Raw genomic sequence first — 17,752 nt, 5'->3', positions numbered from 1 at the left:
CTAAATAGGAGAAGCTACATGGATTTAAACGCAGAAGTGGATCAACTGATCAAGACCTCGCAGTCATGGATCCCGATGATCATGGAATATGGCAGCCGGGTATTGCTGGCCGTTATCACCCTGGCCATCGGCTGGTGGTTGATCAACAAACTGACTCACAAGATGGGTCGTCTGTTGGCCATGCGTAACGCTGACCTGGCGCTTCAGAGCTTTGTTACCAGTATCGTGAACATCGTGCTCAAGATCATGCTGGTGATCAGCGTGACTTCGATGATTGGCGTGGAAACCACTTCGTTCGTTGCGGCTATCGCAGCTGCAGGCTTTGCCATCGGCATGGCGCTGCAAGGCAGCCTGACCAACTTTGCCGGTGGCGTACTGATTCTGTTGTTCCGCCCGTTCCGCATTGGTGACTGGATCGAAGCCCAGGGCACCTCGGGTACGGTCGACAGCATCCAGATCTTCCACACCGTGCTGCGCACCGGCGACAACAAAACCGTGATCGTGCCGAACGGCATCCTGTCCAACGGCATTATCACCAACACCAACCGTCAGCCGACCCGCAAGGTGGTGTTTGACGTAGGTGTAGACTACGAAGCCGACCTGCAGAAAGCCCGTGAAGTGCTGCTGGAACTGGCGAAAGACCCGCGCGTGCTAACAGATCCTGAGGCGGTGGCTGTGGTGTCGACCTTGGGCGACAGTTCGATCACCGTGTCTTTGCGCTGCTGGACCAAGACGTCGGATTATTGGGACGTAGTATTCATGCTTAATGAATTGGCGCGTGATCGCTTGAAAGGGGCGGGGATTGATATTCCGTTTCCACAGCGGGTTATTCGAGTAATGCAGGAACCAGCGGCCAAATAACTAAGCGGCAAGGGTTCGAACTTGGCCGATAGGTCAGGTTCGAGTCTGGCAGCTAATCTCGTTAGTTAGCTTGCTAGTTATTTTAAGCTGAAATAAAACTGCAATAAAAAAGCCGCTCCCTTTTAAACAGGGGAGCGGCTTTTTATTTAAGGCCGAGGCCTTAAGTCATCGTTGTAATCAAACAGCCAATTACAAGATGTTCAGCGGGTATTGCGCGATCAGACGCAGTTCGTCGATAGACGCCGAACCGTAGTAAACGCCGTCAGACGAACGATAGGTCGCTTGACGAACGCGCAGGCTCAGGTCTTTGGCTGGGCCGCTCTGGATCACGTATTTGGCTTCGATGTCACGTTCCCACTCTTTGCCGTTCGACGTAGTGGCGGTATTTGCGCCGCTACCCGTTACGTAACGAGTCATGAAACTCAGGCCTGGCACGCCGAAAGTGGCCATATTCAGGTCGTAGCGAGCTTGGAACGATTTCTCGTCTTCAGCGTTGAAGTCGGAACGGGCAATGGAGTTGGCCAGGAAAATCGTGCCGCCACCGTCTACGCCGTAGCCGTAGTCACCGTCGCCGCTGACTTTTTGGTAGGCCAGGGTGAAGGTGTGAGCCTGGATGGTGTACGCGCCTTGCAAGCTGTAGGCACGGTTATCCAGTTTGGTGCTGCCGTCTTTTTCTGCGCGTTGCAGGCCAGCGCCGTCGCTTTTGGTGCTGTAGATGTTGAAGTCTACTGCCAGCGACTGCTCGTTGCTCAGGGCGTGAGTCCAGTTCAGGTTGGCGTAGGTTTTCTTCCAGTAATCTTCAGTCTTGGCGTAGTAGAGGCTGGCGCTGACTTCCGGCGTCAGGGCGTAGACACCACCGATGAAGTCGGTTTTGGTCAGGCCCAGGCTGTCACGGTAAGTCTGTGCCTGCGCAACGCTCGACGTGAAGTGACCGCCTTCCAGTTTCAGGCCCTTGATCTCGTTGCTGGTGATCGAGATACCTTGCGGCAGCTCTGGCAGCAGGCGGCTGTCATCGGAGGCAAAGACCGGTGCGGTGGTGTATTGGTCGCCGACTTTCAGCACGGTGTCGGAGAGGCGGAACTTAACGGCGCCGCCGCCTTTGGAGTAGTCGTCTTGCGAGCGACCGTCTGCACCGGTCGGGAACAGGCCGGTGCCCGAACGACCCTTGCCGCTGTCCAGTTTCACGCCCAGCAGGCCGATCACGTCTACACCGACACCGATGGTGCCTTGGGTGTAACCCGACTGGAACAGGCCGTTGAAGCCCAGACCGGTTTCGTTGACGCGGCTCTTGCCAGTGTCATTGTTACGGAAGTCGCGACCGAAGTTCAGGAGGCGAGTGTTGATGCTGAAAGTGCTGTCTTCAACAAAGCCCTTGGAATCATCTTGGGCGGACGCCATTGCGTACTGCGAGGTGCCTGCTGAAACAGCCAGGGCGATCATGCTCCACTTCATCACGCGCATCGTGATTTGCTCCTTTGGTTTTAGGAAGAGTACTGCCGTCCCACCTGTATTTTTATCTGGGCGGCTCTTTCTTTTTTGTGTCGGCGCAAAGTTATATCACGCAGACTCTATTGACGATACTTAGTCATCTATCCTTTCAGCTTCTTTACGAGGCTGTCGTAAATTGCTAGTTCCCTGTCGCAAATTCACAGCCCGAATGTAAACAGGCTGACAACTTAAGTGCTGCTTTCAGACCCCTTTCGAAGTTTGAACTCATCCTTGATAGGCACTCAAACGCTACTGTTTTTTATCGCGAAACACCTGCGTCCAAACGGGTGCCGTTGCCGACGATACGGGTGTGAATGCAACAAGCGTGCACAAAGCGGTAACCGAATGTCATTTTTTCGTGAAAAACGTTACGGCAGTGTAAAAACCTCATAAGCACGGGCTTTTTGCGTCGTTTGGTTTGGGCCTGGCGCTCACGTTTTACCGAGGCGGGGTGGTACACAAATCCTGTGCCTGTGCAAAACGTTACCGGTTGACCCTCATAGTGGGTAATTGGCGGATCCCTTTGAGGCACAAGTGGGTCATTTTGGTGCATTCCGCCCGGGCCCGATCTAGCGTAGCTCAAATATCCGACTGCCTCGAACGGGTGTGTTTTTTTATCGGGCCGCTTCAAAGCTCCCCGTATTCGCCGTGAAGCCTTGAGCATTCAAAGGTATGCTGGGCGCCTGAAACTGACTTGCCCGAACGGAGTGCCCGCGTGTTCGCCTTAGACCAACGCCTGCAACAAGACACACTGGCTATTGGAGACTTCCCGCTCTGCCGCCTGCTGCTGTCCAATGACGCGAATTACCCTTGGTTCATCCTGGTACCGCGCATAGACGGTATCAGTGAAGTGTTTCAGCTGGATGTCGCAGATCAACAGATGCTGTGGCAAGAAACGACGGCCTTGGCACAACTGCTCAATGAGGGCCTGGCTGCCGACAAGATGAACATTGGCGCGCTGGGGAATGTCGTCAGCCAGTTGCATGTGCACGTGATTGTGCGCAAACGCGATGATGCCGCCTGGCCCGCACCGGTCTGGGGCAAACATCCGGCCCAGCCGTATACCGAAGAGCAAGTGGCGGCGATTCGCGCCCGACTGCGCGGGTTATTGCCAGCCCACTTCATCTTTACCCAGGACTGAGCCATGGACCTGCAAGACCGCGTCAACGACCTGGAAATGCGCCTGTCCTTCCAGGACGACACCATTGACACCCTAAATGCCATCCTCGTCGCTCAGCAGCGGGCGGTGGAGCGCCTGCAATTGCAGATGATGGCGCTGCTCAAGCGTCAGGAGGAAATGGGCGGCCAGTTCGAATCCTCCGAAGAAGAAGCGCCGCCGCCGCATTATTAAGTGCACGGCATAAAAAAACCGCGACCCAGCAGAGCTGGATCGCGGTTTTTTATTGCGCCGAGGGTGGGAATCAGCGACGCGGCAATGCCGCGATCACGTCTTCGGCCTGCAGGCCCTTGTCGCGGTTCATGACGGAGAACTCTACGCGCTGGCCTTCGACCAGAACGCGGTGACCTTCGCCGCGGATGGCCCGGAAATGGACGAAGATATCGTCGCCCGAATCGCGGGAAATAAAGCCGAAGCCTTTGGAAGTGTTGAACCACTTGACGGTCCCGGTATCCCGGTTGGTCATGTCGTAGTTTTGCGACGCAGCGGCGGGGGACGAACGGTAGAAGCTGATGGCCAGGTGAAGAACGATGGCGACCACAGCAATCACCAGGCTGAGCAGGATGGCCGGGTGGCCGCCGACTTCAGGCATCGGTGCGAGGAGGGTGAGGGTTTGAACGACAACGGTCAGTACCAGCAGCGCGCTGACCAGGTTTTGCAGTTGATGACGCGTGCCTTTGTTCCAGTAAGGGATCACCGGTGCCAGCGTCAGGTTAAGAAGGCCGAACAAGGCCAGGTACAGAGCGTCGTGTTGTTCCAGGTAGGGAGGGCTTCCCTGTTGCAAGCTCGGTATAAAGGACAGCAGCAACGCTGCAACGCCCGTTAGCAGGTGGACGATTTTCAACATTTTGATTAACTCACGTTTAGAAGGATCACAAGGAAGAGCTGACTGGCACGGTTCGCTTCTGAACAATGGGAGGCGTTGGGCACGTGCGCGGGTATCAGCCTATGTGGCGTGCCGCAGAAATAAACGGCCAACCACACAGCGCCTATTTAACAGCAAAGGCTGTGCCTACTCAAATCAAGCATTTCGGGGCGTTGCGAGCGCCATGGCATTTCTGCGTCAAACGCTTGTCCTAGATAGGTGCGGGCTTTTTTTGCGGCATTTTTGAGAATTTTCCTACTCTGTGAAAAGGCTTGCGCGCCGCCGTCAGGCGAGCCGCAGAGGGGCGATTTGCCGCATGCCAGCTGTGTGTCGGGCTGCACAGAGTCGGCACTCTTGCTAGAGTGGTCCTGCACCTGATCAATGAATGCTCGTCAATTGAAGGGGAAAAACATGGCAATCGATATTGGTATCAGTGAAGAAGATCGTAAATCCATCGTTGATGGGCTTTCGCGGCTGCTGTCCGATACCTATGTACTGTATTTGAAGACCCACAACTTCCATTGGAACGTCACGGGCCCCATGTTTCGTACGCTGCACTTGATGTTTGAAGAGCAGTACAACGAACTGGCGCTGGCGGTGGACTCCATTGCCGAGCGTATCCGCGCCCTGGGTTTCCCGGCGCCGGGCGCCTATTCGATCTATGCCCGCCTTTCTTCGATCAAAGAAGAAGAAGGTGTGCCCAGCGCTGAAGAGATGATCAAGCAGTTGGTGGCGGGCCAGGAAGCGGTGACGCGCACCGCACGTGGCATCTTCCCCTTGCTGGATAAGGTCAGTGATGAACCGACTGCCGATCTGCTGACCCAGCGTATGCAAGTTCATGAAAAAACCGCGTGGATGCTGCGTTCTCTGCTCGAAAACCAGTAAACCCGCGCCTGAGCGGCGCCGTCCTGGCGCCGCTCACTTGTTTCGCTGCACTTCCTGGCGTTGTCCTACGACTATCAGATCCCCGTCTTCTGGCTGCCCCGCGCTTCCTGCTGTTTTATAGACCCACTGTCCGATGGGAGAAACCCATGGGCTGCTGTTTGGCAATGGAGTGTCAGGTGTATGTCACGCGGAGTGGGTAATGGAGTGATGGAAACCTGTGGTTTTCATAAGATAAAGGTCGACCCCTTTGCAAAAGGGTTCGATATGGGACTGGCCAAGCCATTGTCCCGGTCGGTCAGGCTCAACGGGTTTTCCACCTGTCTGCGGCTCGAACAGATCTATTGGAATATCCTCACGGAGATAGCCAGGATCAATGCCTGCTCAGTCAGTGCGTTGCTGTCTTATGTCGATCGGGAAGTGCATTTGCGTTATGGGGGAGTGAAGAACTTCAGCGGGCTGGTCAGGGTGGTGTGCGTGGTTCACGTATTAAAAGCTCGCACTACCCCGACGAGCGCCGATTAATCCGGCGGTTGCGGAGCCGGCCTTGCGTCATGGCGGGCCGGCCCTGGGGTAGAAAGCCGGCTGCGCTGTGTCGATTTACCAGATATAATCCCGCGCTTTGCTACGCATCCCGGGCTTGCCCACAGGGCCGGCGTGGCGCAGTTAGATCTGATCGCCGAGACATCTCCATGCCCATGTACGACTATCAATGTGCTTCCTGTGGTCATCAGTTGGAAGCCATTCAGAAGATCAGCGCAGCGCCGCTGGTCGATTGCCCTGCCTGCCAGGCGCCTGAGCTGAAGAAGATGTTGTCCATGCCGGGCTTCCGCCTGAGTGGCAGCGGCTGGTACGAGACCGACTTCAAGACCGGCGCCAAGAAGAACCTGGCAGGCGGCGACAAAGCAGACTGAGTTGAACTCTACGCGCAGGCTCCTGCATTATCCGTCCCCTGCTTAACTGTACGGTGACGAGGCGAGCCTCCACCGAATTTCGAATTACGAGAAGTGAAACCACTACCATGATGCGCAGCCACTATTGCGGCCAACTGAACGAGACCCTGGAAGGTCAGGAAATCACCCTTTGCGGATGGGTTCACCGTCGCCGCGACCACGGCGGGGTGATTTTCCTCGATATCCGTGATCGTGATGGTCTGGCCCAGGTGGTGTTCGACCCGGACCGCGCTGAAAGCTTCGCCGCCGCCGACCGCGTGCGCAGCGAATACGTCGTGAAAATCACTGGCAAGGTTCGCCTGCGTCCGGCCGGTGCCGTGAACGCGAACATGGCTTCCGGCGCCATCGAAGTGCTGGGTTACGAGCTGGAAGTGCTGAACGAGTCGGAAACCCCGCCGTTCCCGCTCAACGAATATTCTGATGTGGGCGAAGAAACTCGCCTGCGCTACCGCTTCCTGGACCTGCGTCGCCCGGAAATGGCCGAGAAGCTGCGTCTGCGTTCGCGCATGACCACCAGCATCCGCCGCTTCCTCGACGAAAACGGCTTCCTCGACGTCGAAACGCCAATCCTCACCCGGGCCACCCCGGAAGGCGCGCGTGACTACCTGGTGCCGAGCCGTACCCACGCCGGTTCCTTCTTCGCCTTGCCGCAATCGCCGCAGCTGTTCAAGCAACTGCTGATGGTGGCCGGCTTCGACCGTTACTACCAGATCGCCAAGTGCTTCCGCGACGAAGACCTGCGCGCCGACCGCCAGCCTGAATTCACCCAGATCGACATCGAGACCAGCTTCCTCGATGAAAAAGAGATCATGGGCCTGACCGAACAAATGATCCGCAACCTGTTCAAGGAAGTGCTGGATCTGGAATTCGGCGAATTCCCGCACATGACCTTCGAAGAAGCCATGCGCCGCTACGGTTCCGACAAACCAGACCTGCGTAACCCGCTGGAACTGGTGGACGTGGCCGACCAGCTCAAAGAAGTCGATTTCAAGGTGTTCAGCGGCCCGGCCAATGACCCTAAATGCCGCATCGCCGCCCTGCGCGTGCCTGGCGGCGCGAGCATGCCGCGCAAGCAGATCGACGACTACACCAAGTTCGTCGGCATCTACGGTGCCAAGGGCCTGGCGTACATCAAGGTCAACGAGCGTGCGAACGGCGTTGATGGCCTGCAGTCCCCAATCGTGAAAAACATCCCGCTGGACAACCTGAACGCGATCCTCGATCGCGTCGGTGCGGTCGACGGCGACATCGTGTTCTTCGGCGCTGACAAAGCCAAGATCGTCAGCGAAGCCCTGGGCGCGCTGCGGATCAAGCTGGGCCACGACCTGGACCTGCTGACCTGCAAGTGGGCCCCGATGTGGGTCGTCGACTTCCCGATGTTCGAAGAGAACGACGACGGCAGCTTCAGCGCCTTGCACCACCCGTTCACTGCGCCGAAGTGCTCGCCTGAAGCGTTGGAAGCCAACCCGGCAGGCGCGCTGTCGCGTGCCTACGACATGGTGCTCAACGGCACCGAGCTGGGTGGCGGTTCGATCCGTATCCACCGCAAAGAGATGCAACAAGCGGTGTTCCGCCTGTTGGGCATCAACGAAGCGGAACAGGAAGAGAAGTTCGGCTTCCTGCTCGACGCCCTGAAGTACGGCGCACCGCCGCATGGTGGCCTGGCATTCGGCCTGGACCGTCTGGTGATGCTGATGACCGGCGCCCAGTCGATCCGTGAAGTGATCGCCTTCCCGAAAACCCAGAGTGCTGCGGACGTAATGACCCAGGCGCCGGGCGTGGTTGATGCCAAGGCGCTGCGCGAGCTGCACATCCGTCTGCGCGAGACGCCGAAGGCTGAGTAAGGCTGCTGCGTGAAAGCGCACTGAGGTTTACGCAGTCTAAAAAGGCGCATCTTCGGATGCGCCTTTGCGTTACAAGGGTTGTGCTTTTAAGAGAGAAGTCCTGCCTGGGGCGGGATTGTTAAGGTTTCTAGAGAATTTCGGAGTTGTGTTATGGCTGGCCATTCCAAGTGGGCGAACATCAAGCACCGCAAAGAGCGACAGGATGCCAAGAAAGGCAAGATCTTCACCAAGTGGATTCGCGAACTGACCGTCGCTGCCCGCCAGGGCGGCGGTGACCCGGGCTCCAACCCACGTCTGCGCCTGGCGCTGGACAAGGCGTTGGGCGCGAACATGAGCCGCGACATCATCGACCGCGCTGTGGCCCGTGGTGCCGGCGCGGCCGACACCGACGACATGGTCGAGCTGAGCTACGAAGGCTACGGCCCGGGCGGCGTGGCGGTGATGGTCGAGTGCATGACCGACAACCGCAACCGTACTGCCGCAGCCGTGCGCCATGCGTTCAGCAAATGCGGCGGTAACCTGGGCACCGACGGTTCGGTGGCTTACCTGTTCGAGCGCAAGGGGCAGATCTCCTTCGCACCCGGCGTGGATGAAGATGCGCTGATCGAAGCCGCAATGGAGGCAGATGCCGACGACGTGGTGACCAACGAAGACGGTTCCATCGACGTATTCACCTCGTTCGCAGGTTTCTACGCGGTGCGTAATGCCCTGGAAGCCGCCGGTTTCAAAGGCACTGACGCGGAAATCGTGATGCTGCCGACCACCAGTGCCGAGCTGGACCTGGACGGTGCGCAGAAAGTGCTAAAGATGCTCGATATGCTTGAAGACCTGGATGATGTGCAGAACGTTTATTCGAATGCCGACATTCCAGAAGAAGTGGCCGAACAGCTCTCTTAAGGGGCGCGCCGCTCCAGTGTGTTAGCTGGTTTGGGTGGGTGTTGGCTTGCCTGCGATAGCGTCACCTCGGTTTGACAGAAGCACCGAGGTGTCTGCATCGCAGGCAAGCCAGCTCCCACAGTTGATTGATGTTGGCCGCAAGAATTGTGTTTTCCCTACTCCGCAGGCGTTATGACTTTAATCCTAGGTATCGACCCCGGTTCGCGCATCACCGGTTTTGGCGTGGTGCAACATACCCCGCGCGGCTGCGTTTACGTCGCCTCGGGCTGCATCCGCACCGGCGCGGGCGAGTTGGCCGAGCGCCTGCAGATCGTCTATCGCGGCGTGCGTGAAGTGATCCAGACCTACGGCCCGGTGACCATGGGCATCGAAAAAGTGTTCATGGCCAAAAACGCCGACTCCGCGCTGAAACTCGGCCAGGCGCGTGGCGCCGCCATCGTCGCCGGCGCGGAGGAGGGTATGGAAATCGCCGAATACACCGCGACCCAGGTCAAGCAGGCTGTGGTCGGCACCGGTGCGGCGAATAAGGAGCAGGTGCAGATGATGGTTATGCACATGCTCAAGCTCACCTCAAAACCGCAGATCGACGCCTCCGACGCCCTGGCCATTGCCATTTGCCATGCGCACACCCGCTCAAGCTTGCTGCCGCATGGCCTGGGCACTGCACGCAGTCGTGGCGGGCGGCTGCGTCTCTGATAGCATCAGCGCAATCGTTATTTCCGGTCAGGCCTTGTTCTGACCCTAAGCTTTAAGGATCTGAACCGTGATTGGACGCTTGCGCGGCACCCTGGCTGAGAAACAGCCGCCGCACCTGATTCTGGATGTAAATGGGTTGGGCTATGAGCTGGAAGTGCCCATGACCACCCTGTATCGCCTGCCGTCGGTCGGCGAGCCGCTGACCCTGCACACCCATCTGGTAGTGCGTGAAGATGCGCAATTGCTCTATGGTTTCATTGGCAAGCGTGATCGCGACTTCTTTCGCGAGCTGATTCGCCTCAATGGCGTGGGCCCCAAGCTCGCGCTGGCATTGATGTCGAGCCTGGAAGTGGATGAGTTGGTGCGCGCGGTTTCGGCCCAGGACACCTCGGCGTTGACCAAGGTGCCGGGCGTTGGCAAGAAAACTGCCGAGCGCCTGCTGGTGGAACTCAAGGACCGTTTCAAAGCCTGGGAAGTCGTGCCGAGCATGTTTGCCCTGGTGCCGAACCAGCCGGATATGCCGGCCGGCCAGGTCGCCAGCGCCGAAAGCGATGCGGTCAGCGCGTTGATCTCCCTGGGCTACAAGCCGCAGGAAGCGAGCAAAGCCGTATCGGCCATCAAGGATAAGAACCTGAGCAGCGAAGACATGATCCGCCGAGCCCTGAAGGGAATGATTTAAGTGATTGAAGCTGATCGTCTGATCGCGGCCACTGGCCCGCGCGACCGTGAAGAAGTCCAGGACCGGGCCATCCGCCCGCTGAGCCTGGCCGACTATATCGGCCAACCCACCGTGCGTGAGCAAATGGAGTTGTTCATCCAGGCCGCGCGCGGGCGCAGCGAGTCCTTGGACCACACGTTGATCTTCGGCCCGCCGGGGCTGGGTAAAACCACCCTGGCAATGATCATCGCCAATGAAATGGGGGTGTCGATCAAGTCCACCTCCGGCCCGGTGCTGGAGCGTCCGGGGGACTTGGCGGCGTTGCTGACCAATCTTGAGCCGCACGATGTGCTGTTTATCGACGAAATCCATCGGCTGTCGCCCATCGTCGAGGAAGTACTGTACCCCGCCATGGAAGACTTTCAGCTCGACATCATGATCGGCGAAGGCCCTGCGGCCCGCTCGATCAAGCTCGATTTGCCGCCCTTCACTCTGGTGGGGGCGACCACCCGCGCAGGCATGTTGACCAACCCGCTGCGAGACCGTTTCGGCATTGTTCAACGTCTAGAGTTCTATAGCACTGCGGATTTGGCCACCATCGTCAGCCGTTCGGCGAGCATCCTTGGCTTGCCCCTAGACCCGGACGGCGCGTTTGAAATCGCCCGCCGCGCCCGTGGTACGCCGCGGATCGCCAACCGTTTGTTACGGCGTGTGCGCGATTTTGCCGAGGTGCGGGCCAAGGGGCATATCACCAAGGCCGTGGCTGATCTGGCCTTGAACCTGCTGGATGTGGACGAACATGGCTTCGATCACCAGGATCGGCGTCTACTCTTGACCATGATCGAGAAGTTCGACGGCGGCCCGGTGGGCGTAGACAGCCTGGCGGCGGCGATCAGCGAGGAGCGCCACACGATTGAAGATGTGCTGGAGCCGTACCTGATCCAACAGGGTTACATCATGCGTACGCCAAGGGGGCGGGTGGTGACGCGCCATGCCTATTTGCACTTCGGGTTAAACATTCCGTCACGATTGGGTGAGATGCCTGTAGTAGACGAATTCCTCGATGCAGTGGACGATTAAAAAGGTCACGCCAGTCGATTTATCTGAGCTTTGTGCTGTCGTAGTGGCTGGTGTCGTCATTCAGTTGTTAGAAATGTGTCATAGGATCAAAAAACAGTTGCCCAGCCGGATTGGCAACCTGAGGAGTAAGCACTAGAGTATGCGCGCGCAAAACGGGGATCAGTCGTTCGCACATCGCTGTCGCGTTTATTACGAGGACACCGATGCTGGCGGCATCGTTTATTACGTCAACTACCTCAAGTTCATGGAGCGGGCTCGAACCGAGCGGCTACGGGAGCTGGGCTTTGCCCAATCCCAGCTGGCAGGGGAGGACCTGTTATTTGTCGTGCATTCCAGCGAGGCGCGCTACCACGCACCGGCGCGATTGGACGATGAATTGTTGGTCAGCGCTGAAGTAATCGAATTGAACCGTGTCAGCCTGCGTTTTAAACAGCAGGTCAGGCGGGCAACGGATGCAACGCTGCTCTGTGAGGGGCAGTTCCTGGTGGCCTGTGTGCGCACCAATAGTTTGAAACCCCGGGCCATTCCCGAAGCTCTACGTGCGGCCTTTGCCGGCGTAAGCGGCGCGGGTAAACAATCAAAGCAGGAGATTTAGCGTGGAACCTACCGTCGTCGACCATTCCTCCATGTGGAGCCTGGTCAGCAATGCCAGTGTTGTGGTTCAACTGGTGATGCTGATCCTGGTAGCCGCATCGGTTACCTCTTGGGTCATGATTTTTCAGCGCAGCAACCTGCTGCGTGCCGGTCGACGTGCCCTGGAGAGCTTCGAGGAGCGCTTCTGGTCGGGTATCGACCTGTCCAAGCTGTACCGCCAGGCCGGCAGCAACCCGGACCCTGATTCGGGCGTCGAGCAGATCTTTCGCGCCGGTTTCAAGGAATTCTCCCGCCTGCGTCAGCAACCGGGCGTTGACCCGGAAGCGGTCATGGAAGGCGTGGCCCGTGCCATGCGCGTCGCCATTTCCCGCGAAGAAGAGAAGCTTGAGCAAAGTTTGCCGTTCCTCGCCACCGTGGGTTCCGTCAGCCCGTACATCGGCTTGTTCGGTACTGTGTGGGGGATCATGAACTCCTTCCGCGGCCTGGCCCAGGCCCAGCAAGCGACCCTGGCCACCGTGGCCCCGGGTATTGCCGAAGCCCTGATCGCCACCGCGATCGGCTTGTTCGCCGCTATCCCGGCAGTAATCGCCTACAACCGTTTTGCCGCGCGCGGCGAGACTTTGATCAGCCGTTACTACACCTTCGCCGATGAATTCCAGGCGATCCTGCACCGTAAAGTGCACACCAGCGAAGAATAAGCAGGTAATTCCCAATGGCTTTAATCGCTCGAGCTCGCAAAAAGCGCAAGCCGGTCGCCGAGATGAACGTAGTGCCCTACATCGACGTGATGCTGGTGCTGCTGGTGATCTTTATGGTGACCGCGCCGATGCTCAATCAGGGCGTGAAAGTTGATTTGCCCAAGGTTTCCAGCGAAGCCTTGCCGCAAGACAACAACACTCAGGTTCTGACCATTTCGATCAAGGCTGACAAGACCTATTACTGGAACCTTGGCAGCGAAGTCGACACCCAGAAACAGCAGGACAAGGCCATGACCTTGCCGCAGATGACCGACGCCGTGACCAAGATCATCCGGTCCGGCAACGAAGGCGGCAAGCACACGCAAGTGTTCATTCGCGGCGACAAAGTGGTCGACTATGGCTCCGTCATGGGCGCCATGGGTGGGCTGCAGAAGGCCGGCGTGGGTAACGTTGGCTTGATTACCGAGGCGCCCTGATGCACCAACAGCGAGAGCCGTCCGCCTCGGAAAGCTTCTTCTGGCCTAGCGTCTGGGCAATTGCCCTGCACGTCCTGGTGTTTGGCATGCTGTTCGTCAGCTTTGCCATGACCCCGGACCTGCCGCCAGCCAAGCCGATCGTGCAGGCGACCCTGTATCAGCTGAAATCGAAAAGTCAGGCCACCACCCAGACCAATCAGAAGATTGCGGGTGAGGCCCAGAAGTCGGCTGCGCGCCAGACTGAAGTCGAGCAGATGGAACAGAAGAAGGTCGAGCAGGAAGCGGTGAAGGCTGCTGCGGAACAAAAGAAAGAAGAGGCGGCTCAAAAGGCCGAGGAATCGAAAAAGGCTGACGAAGCCAAGAAAGCTGACGAGGCGAAAAAGGCTGATGAAGCCAAGAAAGCCGACAAAGCTGCCGAAGCTAAAAAAGCCGAAGAGAAACAATTGGCTGATATAGCCAAGAAGAAGTCTGAAGAAGAAGCCAAAAAAGCGGCCGAAGAAGAGGCCAAGAAAAAGGCCGCTGAAGACGCCAAGAAAAAGATAGTCGAAGACGCGAAGAAAAAAGCCGCCGAAGACGCCAAGAAAAAAGCTGAAGCAGACGAGGCGAAGAAGAAAGTCGCCGACGACGCGAAGAAGAAAGCTGCCGCCGACGCCAGCAAGAAAAAGGCCCAGGAAGCAGCACGTAAATCCGCCGAAGAGAAAAAGGCCCAGGCCTTGGCAGATTTGCTCTCCGACACGCCGCAGCGTCAGCAAGCCTTGGCAGATGAACGTGGTGATGAAGTCGCGGGCAGTTTCGACGATCTGATTCGGGCACGGGCAGCGGAAGGCTGGACACGTCCACCTTCGGCACGCAAAGGCATGACAGTAGTGCTGCAGATCGGCATGTTGCCGGACGGTACGGTGACTTCGGTCAGCGTGGCCAAGTCCAGTGGTGACGGTTCGTTCGACAGTTCGGCGGTTGCCGCGGTCAAGAACATTGGCCGGTTGACCGAGATGCAGGGAATGAAACCAAGCGACTTCGCTCCCTATCGTTCATTCAAGATGACATTCACACCTGAGGATCTAGCCTTGTGAGAAACCTTCTTCGAGGAATGCTTGTCGTTATTTGCTGTATGGCAGGGATAGCGGCGGCGGATGAAAAGAACATCCTGGTCACCAGCGGTAGCGATCGGGCCACCCCGATCGCCGTAGTACCGTTCGGCTGGCAGGGCGGCAGCGTGCTGCCGGACGACATGGCCCAGATCGTCAGTGACGACCTGCGCAACTCCGGTTACTACGCGCCGATTCCGAAAGGCAACATGATCAGCCAGCCCAACCAGGCGAGCGAAGTTGTGTTCCGTGACTGGAAAGCAGTGGGCGCGCAGTACCTGATGGTCGGCAACATCACGCCAGCCGGCGGTCGCCTGCAAATCCAGTACACGTTGTTCAACGTGGCCACCGAGCAGCAGGTCTTGACCGGCAGCGTATCGGGCACCGCCGAACAACTGCGGGACATGGCGCACTACATCTCCGACCAGTCGTTTGAAAAGCTCACCGGTATCAAAGGTGCTTTCTCGACGCGTCTGCTTTATGTAACGGCTGAGCGTTTCTCCGTAGATAACACGCGTTACACATTGCAGCGTTCGGACTACGACGGTGCACGGGCTGTGACGTTGTTGCAATCGCGTGAGCCAATCCTGTCGCCGCGCTTTGCGCCGGACGGCAAGCGTATTGCCTACGTGTCGTTCGAGCAGCGCCGTCCACGTATCTTCGTGCAGCACATTGATACGGGTCGTCGTGAGCAGATCACCAACTTCGAAGGCCTCAACGGTGCACCTGCCTGGTCGCCGGATGGTTCGCGCCTGGCGTTTGTACTGTCCAAAGACGGCAACCCGGACATCTACGTGATGAACATGGCTTCGCGCCAGATCAGCCGTGTTACCAGCGGCCCGGGCATCAACACTGAACCGTTCTGGGGTAAAGATGGTTCTACCATCTACTTCACCTCCGACCGGGGCGGCAAGCCACAGGTCTACAAGGCAAATGTGAGCGGCGGCAGCGCGGAACGAGTGACCTTTATTGGTAACTACAACGCAAATCCGAAGCTTTCGGCTGATGAAAAGACGTTGGTGATGATTCACCGTCAGGATGGGTTCACTAATTTCCGGGTTGCGGCCCAGGATTTGCAGCGCGGAACCGTAAAAATCCTTACAGATACCAACCTTGATGAGTCAGCTACTGTTGCGCCCAACGGCACCATGGTAATCTACGCCACCCGCCAGCAGGGCCGGGGAGTCTTGATGCTCGTATCCATTAATGGACGCGTAAGGCTCCCACTTCCTACCGCACAAGGCGAAGTCAGAGAACCATCCTGGTCCCCTTACCTGAACTGACGCGGCGCTACAAAAAGAAGTACTTAACACACTGGGGTTCATTAGGAGTTTCACGATGGAAATGCTGAAGTTTGGTAAGTTTGCTGCTCTGGCTCTGGCTCTGTCCGTAGCCGTTGGTTGCTCCTCTAAAGGCGGCGACAATGCCGGTGAAGGCGCAGCTGTTGATCCAAACGCTGGTTACGGCGCTAACACTGGTGCAGTTGACGGCTCCCTGAGCGAAGAAGCTGCTCTGCGCGCTATCACCACTTTCTACTTCGAATACGACAGTTCGGACCTGAAGCCAGAAGCCATGCGCGCTCTGGACGTTCACGCCAAGGACCTGAAAGCTAACGGCGCTCGCGTTGTTCTGGAAGGTAACACTGACGCCCGTGGTACTCGTGAGTACAACATGGCACTGGGCGAGCGTCGTGCGAAAGCCGTTCAGCGCTACCTGGTACTGCAAGGTGTTGCTCCAGGCCAACTGGAACTGGTTTCCTACGGTAAAGAGCGTCCAGTTGCAACTGGCAACGACGAACAGTCGTGGGCTCAGAACCGTCGCGTCGAACTGCGTAAGTAATTCGTCATGCGAACGTGCCGTCGTGCTCTAACTGTATTGGCTCTCAGCCTCGCACCGCTTGCGGTGTGGGCTGCGGTTCCTGTAACGGATAGCAACTCAGGCTATAACAATAGCGGGAGCAGTTATCCGCCAGCGGGTTATGGCACGAACGGCGCCTATGCTGGGGGAGCGGTTACGTCCGCTCCCTCGGCACAGGGCGAACTGTTCAACCAGCTGCAACGCATGCAGGATCAATTGTCCCAGCAACAAGGCGCAATTGAAGTTCTGCAGAACCAAGTGAATCAGCTGAAGCAAGAAGGCCTGGAGCGATACCAGGATCTTGATCGTCGTATTGGAGCCGGTGTTACACCTGCCGCCACTCCTGATAATTCTTCTGCCGGTGGTGCGCCAAGTGCTGCCGCCGGTGGTGCTGCAGCGGGGGCCGCTGCTGCCAGCCAAGCCCCTGCCGCCAGTAGCGAACCGGGTGATCCTGCGAAGGAAAAACTGTATTACGATGCAGCCTTCGACCTGATCAAAGCCAAGGATTTCGATAAGGCCAGCCAGGCTTTTACCGCCTTCCTGCGCAAGTACCCGAACAGTCAATACGCGGGCAATGCCCAGTACTGGTTGGGCGAGGTCAACTTGGCCAAGGGTGATTTGCAAGCAGCAGGCCAGGCGTTTGCCAAGGTCAGCCAGCTTTACCCAAAGCATGCCAAGGTGCCTGATTCGCTGTACAAACTCGCTGACGTAGAACGCCGCCTGGGTCATACCGACAAGGTCAAAGGCATTCTGCAGCAGGTGGTTGCCCAATATCCGGGTACCTCCGCTGCCCAGTTGGCGCAACGGGATCTGCAACGCTTGTAAGCGCTGCAGCCCCGTTCAGAAGAAACCCGCGCCTGGCGCGGGTTTTTTCGTTAGAATCCACGCCCTTTTATGAAACACGCTCCTTGGGGTTGACGCGTTGGCGCAATCCCTCGAAGTGCCTGACGGAGGCGGACAGCCTGTTTAGCTGTTACGCCCGTGGCGACTATGCAAGACACATTACGTATTACCGAAGTTTTTTACTCGTTACAGGGTGAAACGCGAACCGCTGGCCTGCCCACCGTATTTGTACGGCTGACCGGCTGCCCGTTGCGTTGCCAATACTGTGACAGCGCCTACGCCTTCAGTGGCGGTACCGTGCGCACCCTCGACGACATCCTTGAGCAGGTTGCCGGCTTCAAGCCGCGCTACGTCTGTGTGACTGGCGGCGAGCCCCTGGCCCAACCCAATGCCATCCCATTGCTCAAGCAGCTGTGTGACGCCGGTTACGAGGTCTCGTTGGAAACCAGCGGCGCCTTGGACATCTCGGCGGTGGACCCGCGCGTCAGCCGAGTGGTCGACCTCAAGACCCCAGGCTCCAAAGAGGCGCACCGTAACCTCTACGACAACATGGACCTGCTGACGGCCAACGATCAGGTCAAGTTCGTGATCTGTTCCCGCGACGATTATGACTGGGCGGCCTCCAAGCTGATCCAGTACGGCCTGGACCGTCGCGCAGGCGAGGTGCTGTTTTCCCCAAGCCATCACGACCTGAACGCCCGCGACCTGGCGGACTGGGTGGTAGCGGACAACCTGCCGGTACGCCTGCAATTGCAGTTGCACAAATACCTGTGGAATGACGAACCGGGGCGCTGA

21 protein-coding genes are annotated in these 17,752 nt (G+C 57.9%); 19 read left to right on the top strand and 2 right to left on the bottom strand.

From position 1 onward, the window contains the following. The first annotated feature begins 18 nt into the window (after positions 1–18). Positions 19–861, top strand: coding sequence for a mechanosensitive ion channel family protein (locus ACI77I_RS20950; protein WP_094952428.1), 843 nt, complete (start codon positions 19–21; stop codon positions 859–861). A gap of 189 nt (positions 862–1,050) precedes the next feature. Here the strand turns inward: ACI77I_RS20950 and ACI77I_RS20945 are convergent, their stop codons facing one another. Further along, complete coding sequence (locus ACI77I_RS20945; protein ID WP_263273906.1) at positions 1,051–2,322, bottom strand: OprD family porin; 1,272 nt, start codon at positions 2,320–2,322, stop codon at positions 1,051–1,053. A 742-nt stretch (positions 2,323–3,064) separates the two neighbouring features. On the opposite strand from ACI77I_RS20945, the gene ACI77I_RS20940 reads away from it, so the two are divergent. Both ACI77I_RS20940 and ACI77I_RS20935 read left to right on the top strand, forming a co-directional pair. Further along, the gene (locus ACI77I_RS20940; RefSeq protein ID WP_094952500.1) at positions 3,065–3,490 is read left to right on the top strand and encodes an HIT domain-containing protein; all 426 of its coding nucleotides are present in this window, start codon (positions 3,065–3,067) and stop codon (positions 3,488–3,490) included. A gap of 3 nt (positions 3,491–3,493) precedes the next feature. Then, the gene (locus tag ACI77I_RS20935) at positions 3,494–3,700 is read left to right on the top strand and encodes a SlyX family protein (protein ID WP_094952499.1); all 207 of its coding nucleotides are present in this window, start codon (positions 3,494–3,496) and stop codon (positions 3,698–3,700) included. A gap of 70 nt (positions 3,701–3,770) precedes the next feature. Here the strand turns inward: ACI77I_RS20935 and ACI77I_RS20930 are convergent, their stop codons facing one another. After that, a complete protein-coding gene (locus ACI77I_RS20930; protein WP_083356990.1) occupies positions 3,771–4,373 on the bottom strand; it encodes a cold-shock protein in 603 nt (200 codons plus the stop codon). Between the two features lie 429 nt (positions 4,374–4,802). Here ACI77I_RS20930 and ACI77I_RS20925 point away from each other — a divergent pair, with 429 nt between their 5' ends. The 16 genes from ACI77I_RS20925 (at position 4,803) to queE (ending at position 17,752) form a co-directional block, all read left to right on the top strand. Further along, positions 4,803–5,276, top strand: a complete 474-nt coding sequence (locus ACI77I_RS20925; RefSeq protein WP_003193874.1) for a Dps family protein — start codon at positions 4,803–4,805, stop codon at positions 5,274–5,276. Between the two features lie 180 nt (positions 5,277–5,456). Beyond that, positions 5,457–5,798, top strand: coding sequence for a ribbon-helix-helix domain-containing protein (locus tag ACI77I_RS20920; protein WP_094952498.1), 342 nt, complete (start codon positions 5,457–5,459; stop codon positions 5,796–5,798). A gap of 167 nt (positions 5,799–5,965) precedes the next feature. After that, on the top strand, positions 5,966–6,187 hold the full coding sequence (locus ACI77I_RS20915) for an FmdB family zinc ribbon protein (protein WP_003193872.1): 222 nt from the start codon (positions 5,966–5,968) through the stop codon (positions 6,185–6,187). Between the two features lie 107 nt (positions 6,188–6,294). Then, complete coding sequence (gene aspS, locus ACI77I_RS20910) at positions 6,295–8,070, top strand: aspartate--tRNA ligase (protein ID WP_094952497.1); 1,776 nt, start codon at positions 6,295–6,297, stop codon at positions 8,068–8,070. Positions 8,071–8,220: 150 nt separating this feature from the next. Then, positions 8,221–8,967: a YebC/PmpR family DNA-binding transcriptional regulator gene (locus ACI77I_RS20905; protein WP_094952496.1), complete on the top strand. Its 747-nt coding sequence runs from the start codon at positions 8,221–8,223 to the stop codon at positions 8,965–8,967. Positions 8,968–9,138: 171 nt separating this feature from the next. Continuing rightward, on the top strand, positions 9,139–9,663 hold the full coding sequence (ruvC, locus tag ACI77I_RS20900; protein WP_024077147.1) for a crossover junction endodeoxyribonuclease RuvC: 525 nt from the start codon (positions 9,139–9,141) through the stop codon (positions 9,661–9,663). A gap of 67 nt (positions 9,664–9,730) precedes the next feature. Next, complete coding sequence (gene ruvA, locus ACI77I_RS20895; RefSeq protein WP_025854761.1) at positions 9,731–10,342, top strand: Holliday junction branch migration protein RuvA; 612 nt, start codon at positions 9,731–9,733, stop codon at positions 10,340–10,342. Then, complete coding sequence (ruvB, locus tag ACI77I_RS20890; RefSeq protein ID WP_094952494.1) at positions 10,343–11,401, top strand: Holliday junction branch migration DNA helicase RuvB; 1,059 nt, start codon at positions 10,343–10,345, stop codon at positions 11,399–11,401. A 139-nt stretch (positions 11,402–11,540) separates the two neighbouring features. Further along, complete coding sequence (ybgC, locus tag ACI77I_RS20885; protein WP_071484353.1) at positions 11,541–11,996, top strand: tol-pal system-associated acyl-CoA thioesterase; 456 nt, start codon at positions 11,541–11,543, stop codon at positions 11,994–11,996. Between the two features lies 1 nt (position 11,997). Next, positions 11,998–12,693 (top strand): protein TolQ, encoded by a 696-nt coding sequence (gene tolQ, locus ACI77I_RS20880; protein ID WP_048727035.1) that lies wholly within the window; start codon positions 11,998–12,000, stop codon positions 12,691–12,693. Positions 12,694–12,716: 23 nt separating this feature from the next. Next, positions 12,717–13,169, top strand: coding sequence for a protein TolR (gene tolR, locus ACI77I_RS20875; RefSeq protein WP_161630238.1), 453 nt, complete (start codon positions 12,717–12,719; stop codon positions 13,167–13,169). Then, positions 13,169–14,242: a cell envelope integrity protein TolA gene (tolA, locus tag ACI77I_RS20870; protein ID WP_083356996.1), complete on the top strand. Its 1,074-nt coding sequence runs from the start codon at positions 13,169–13,171 to the stop codon at positions 14,240–14,242. Before tolR ends, tolA begins: the two co-directional genes overlap by 1 nt. Positions 14,243–14,259: 17 nt before the next feature. Beyond that, positions 14,260–15,540, top strand: a complete 1,281-nt coding sequence (gene tolB / locus ACI77I_RS20865) for a Tol-Pal system beta propeller repeat protein TolB (protein ID WP_176462982.1) — start codon at positions 14,260–14,262, stop codon at positions 15,538–15,540. 55 nt (positions 15,541–15,595) lie between these two features. After that, positions 15,596–16,096: a peptidoglycan-associated lipoprotein Pal gene (pal, locus tag ACI77I_RS20860; protein WP_003193861.1), complete on the top strand. Its 501-nt coding sequence runs from the start codon at positions 15,596–15,598 to the stop codon at positions 16,094–16,096. Positions 16,097–16,102: 6 nt separating this feature from the next. Further along, the gene (gene ybgF / locus ACI77I_RS20855) at positions 16,103–16,939 is read left to right on the top strand and encodes a tol-pal system protein YbgF (protein ID WP_094952492.1); all 837 of its coding nucleotides are present in this window, start codon (positions 16,103–16,105) and stop codon (positions 16,937–16,939) included. 165 nt (positions 16,940–17,104) lie between these two features. Beyond that, positions 17,105–17,752, top strand: coding sequence for a 7-carboxy-7-deazaguanine synthase QueE (gene queE / locus ACI77I_RS20850; RefSeq protein ID WP_083356998.1), 648 nt, complete (start codon positions 17,105–17,107; stop codon positions 17,750–17,752).

It is taken from the genome of Pseudomonas sp. D47 (genome assembly GCF_045447305.1).
Lineage (GTDB): Bacteria > Pseudomonadota > Gammaproteobacteria > Pseudomonadales > Pseudomonadaceae > Aquipseudomonas.
The sequence above is the reverse complement of the archived record's forward strand: the minus strand, read 5'-3'. Positions and strand labels throughout refer to the sequence as shown.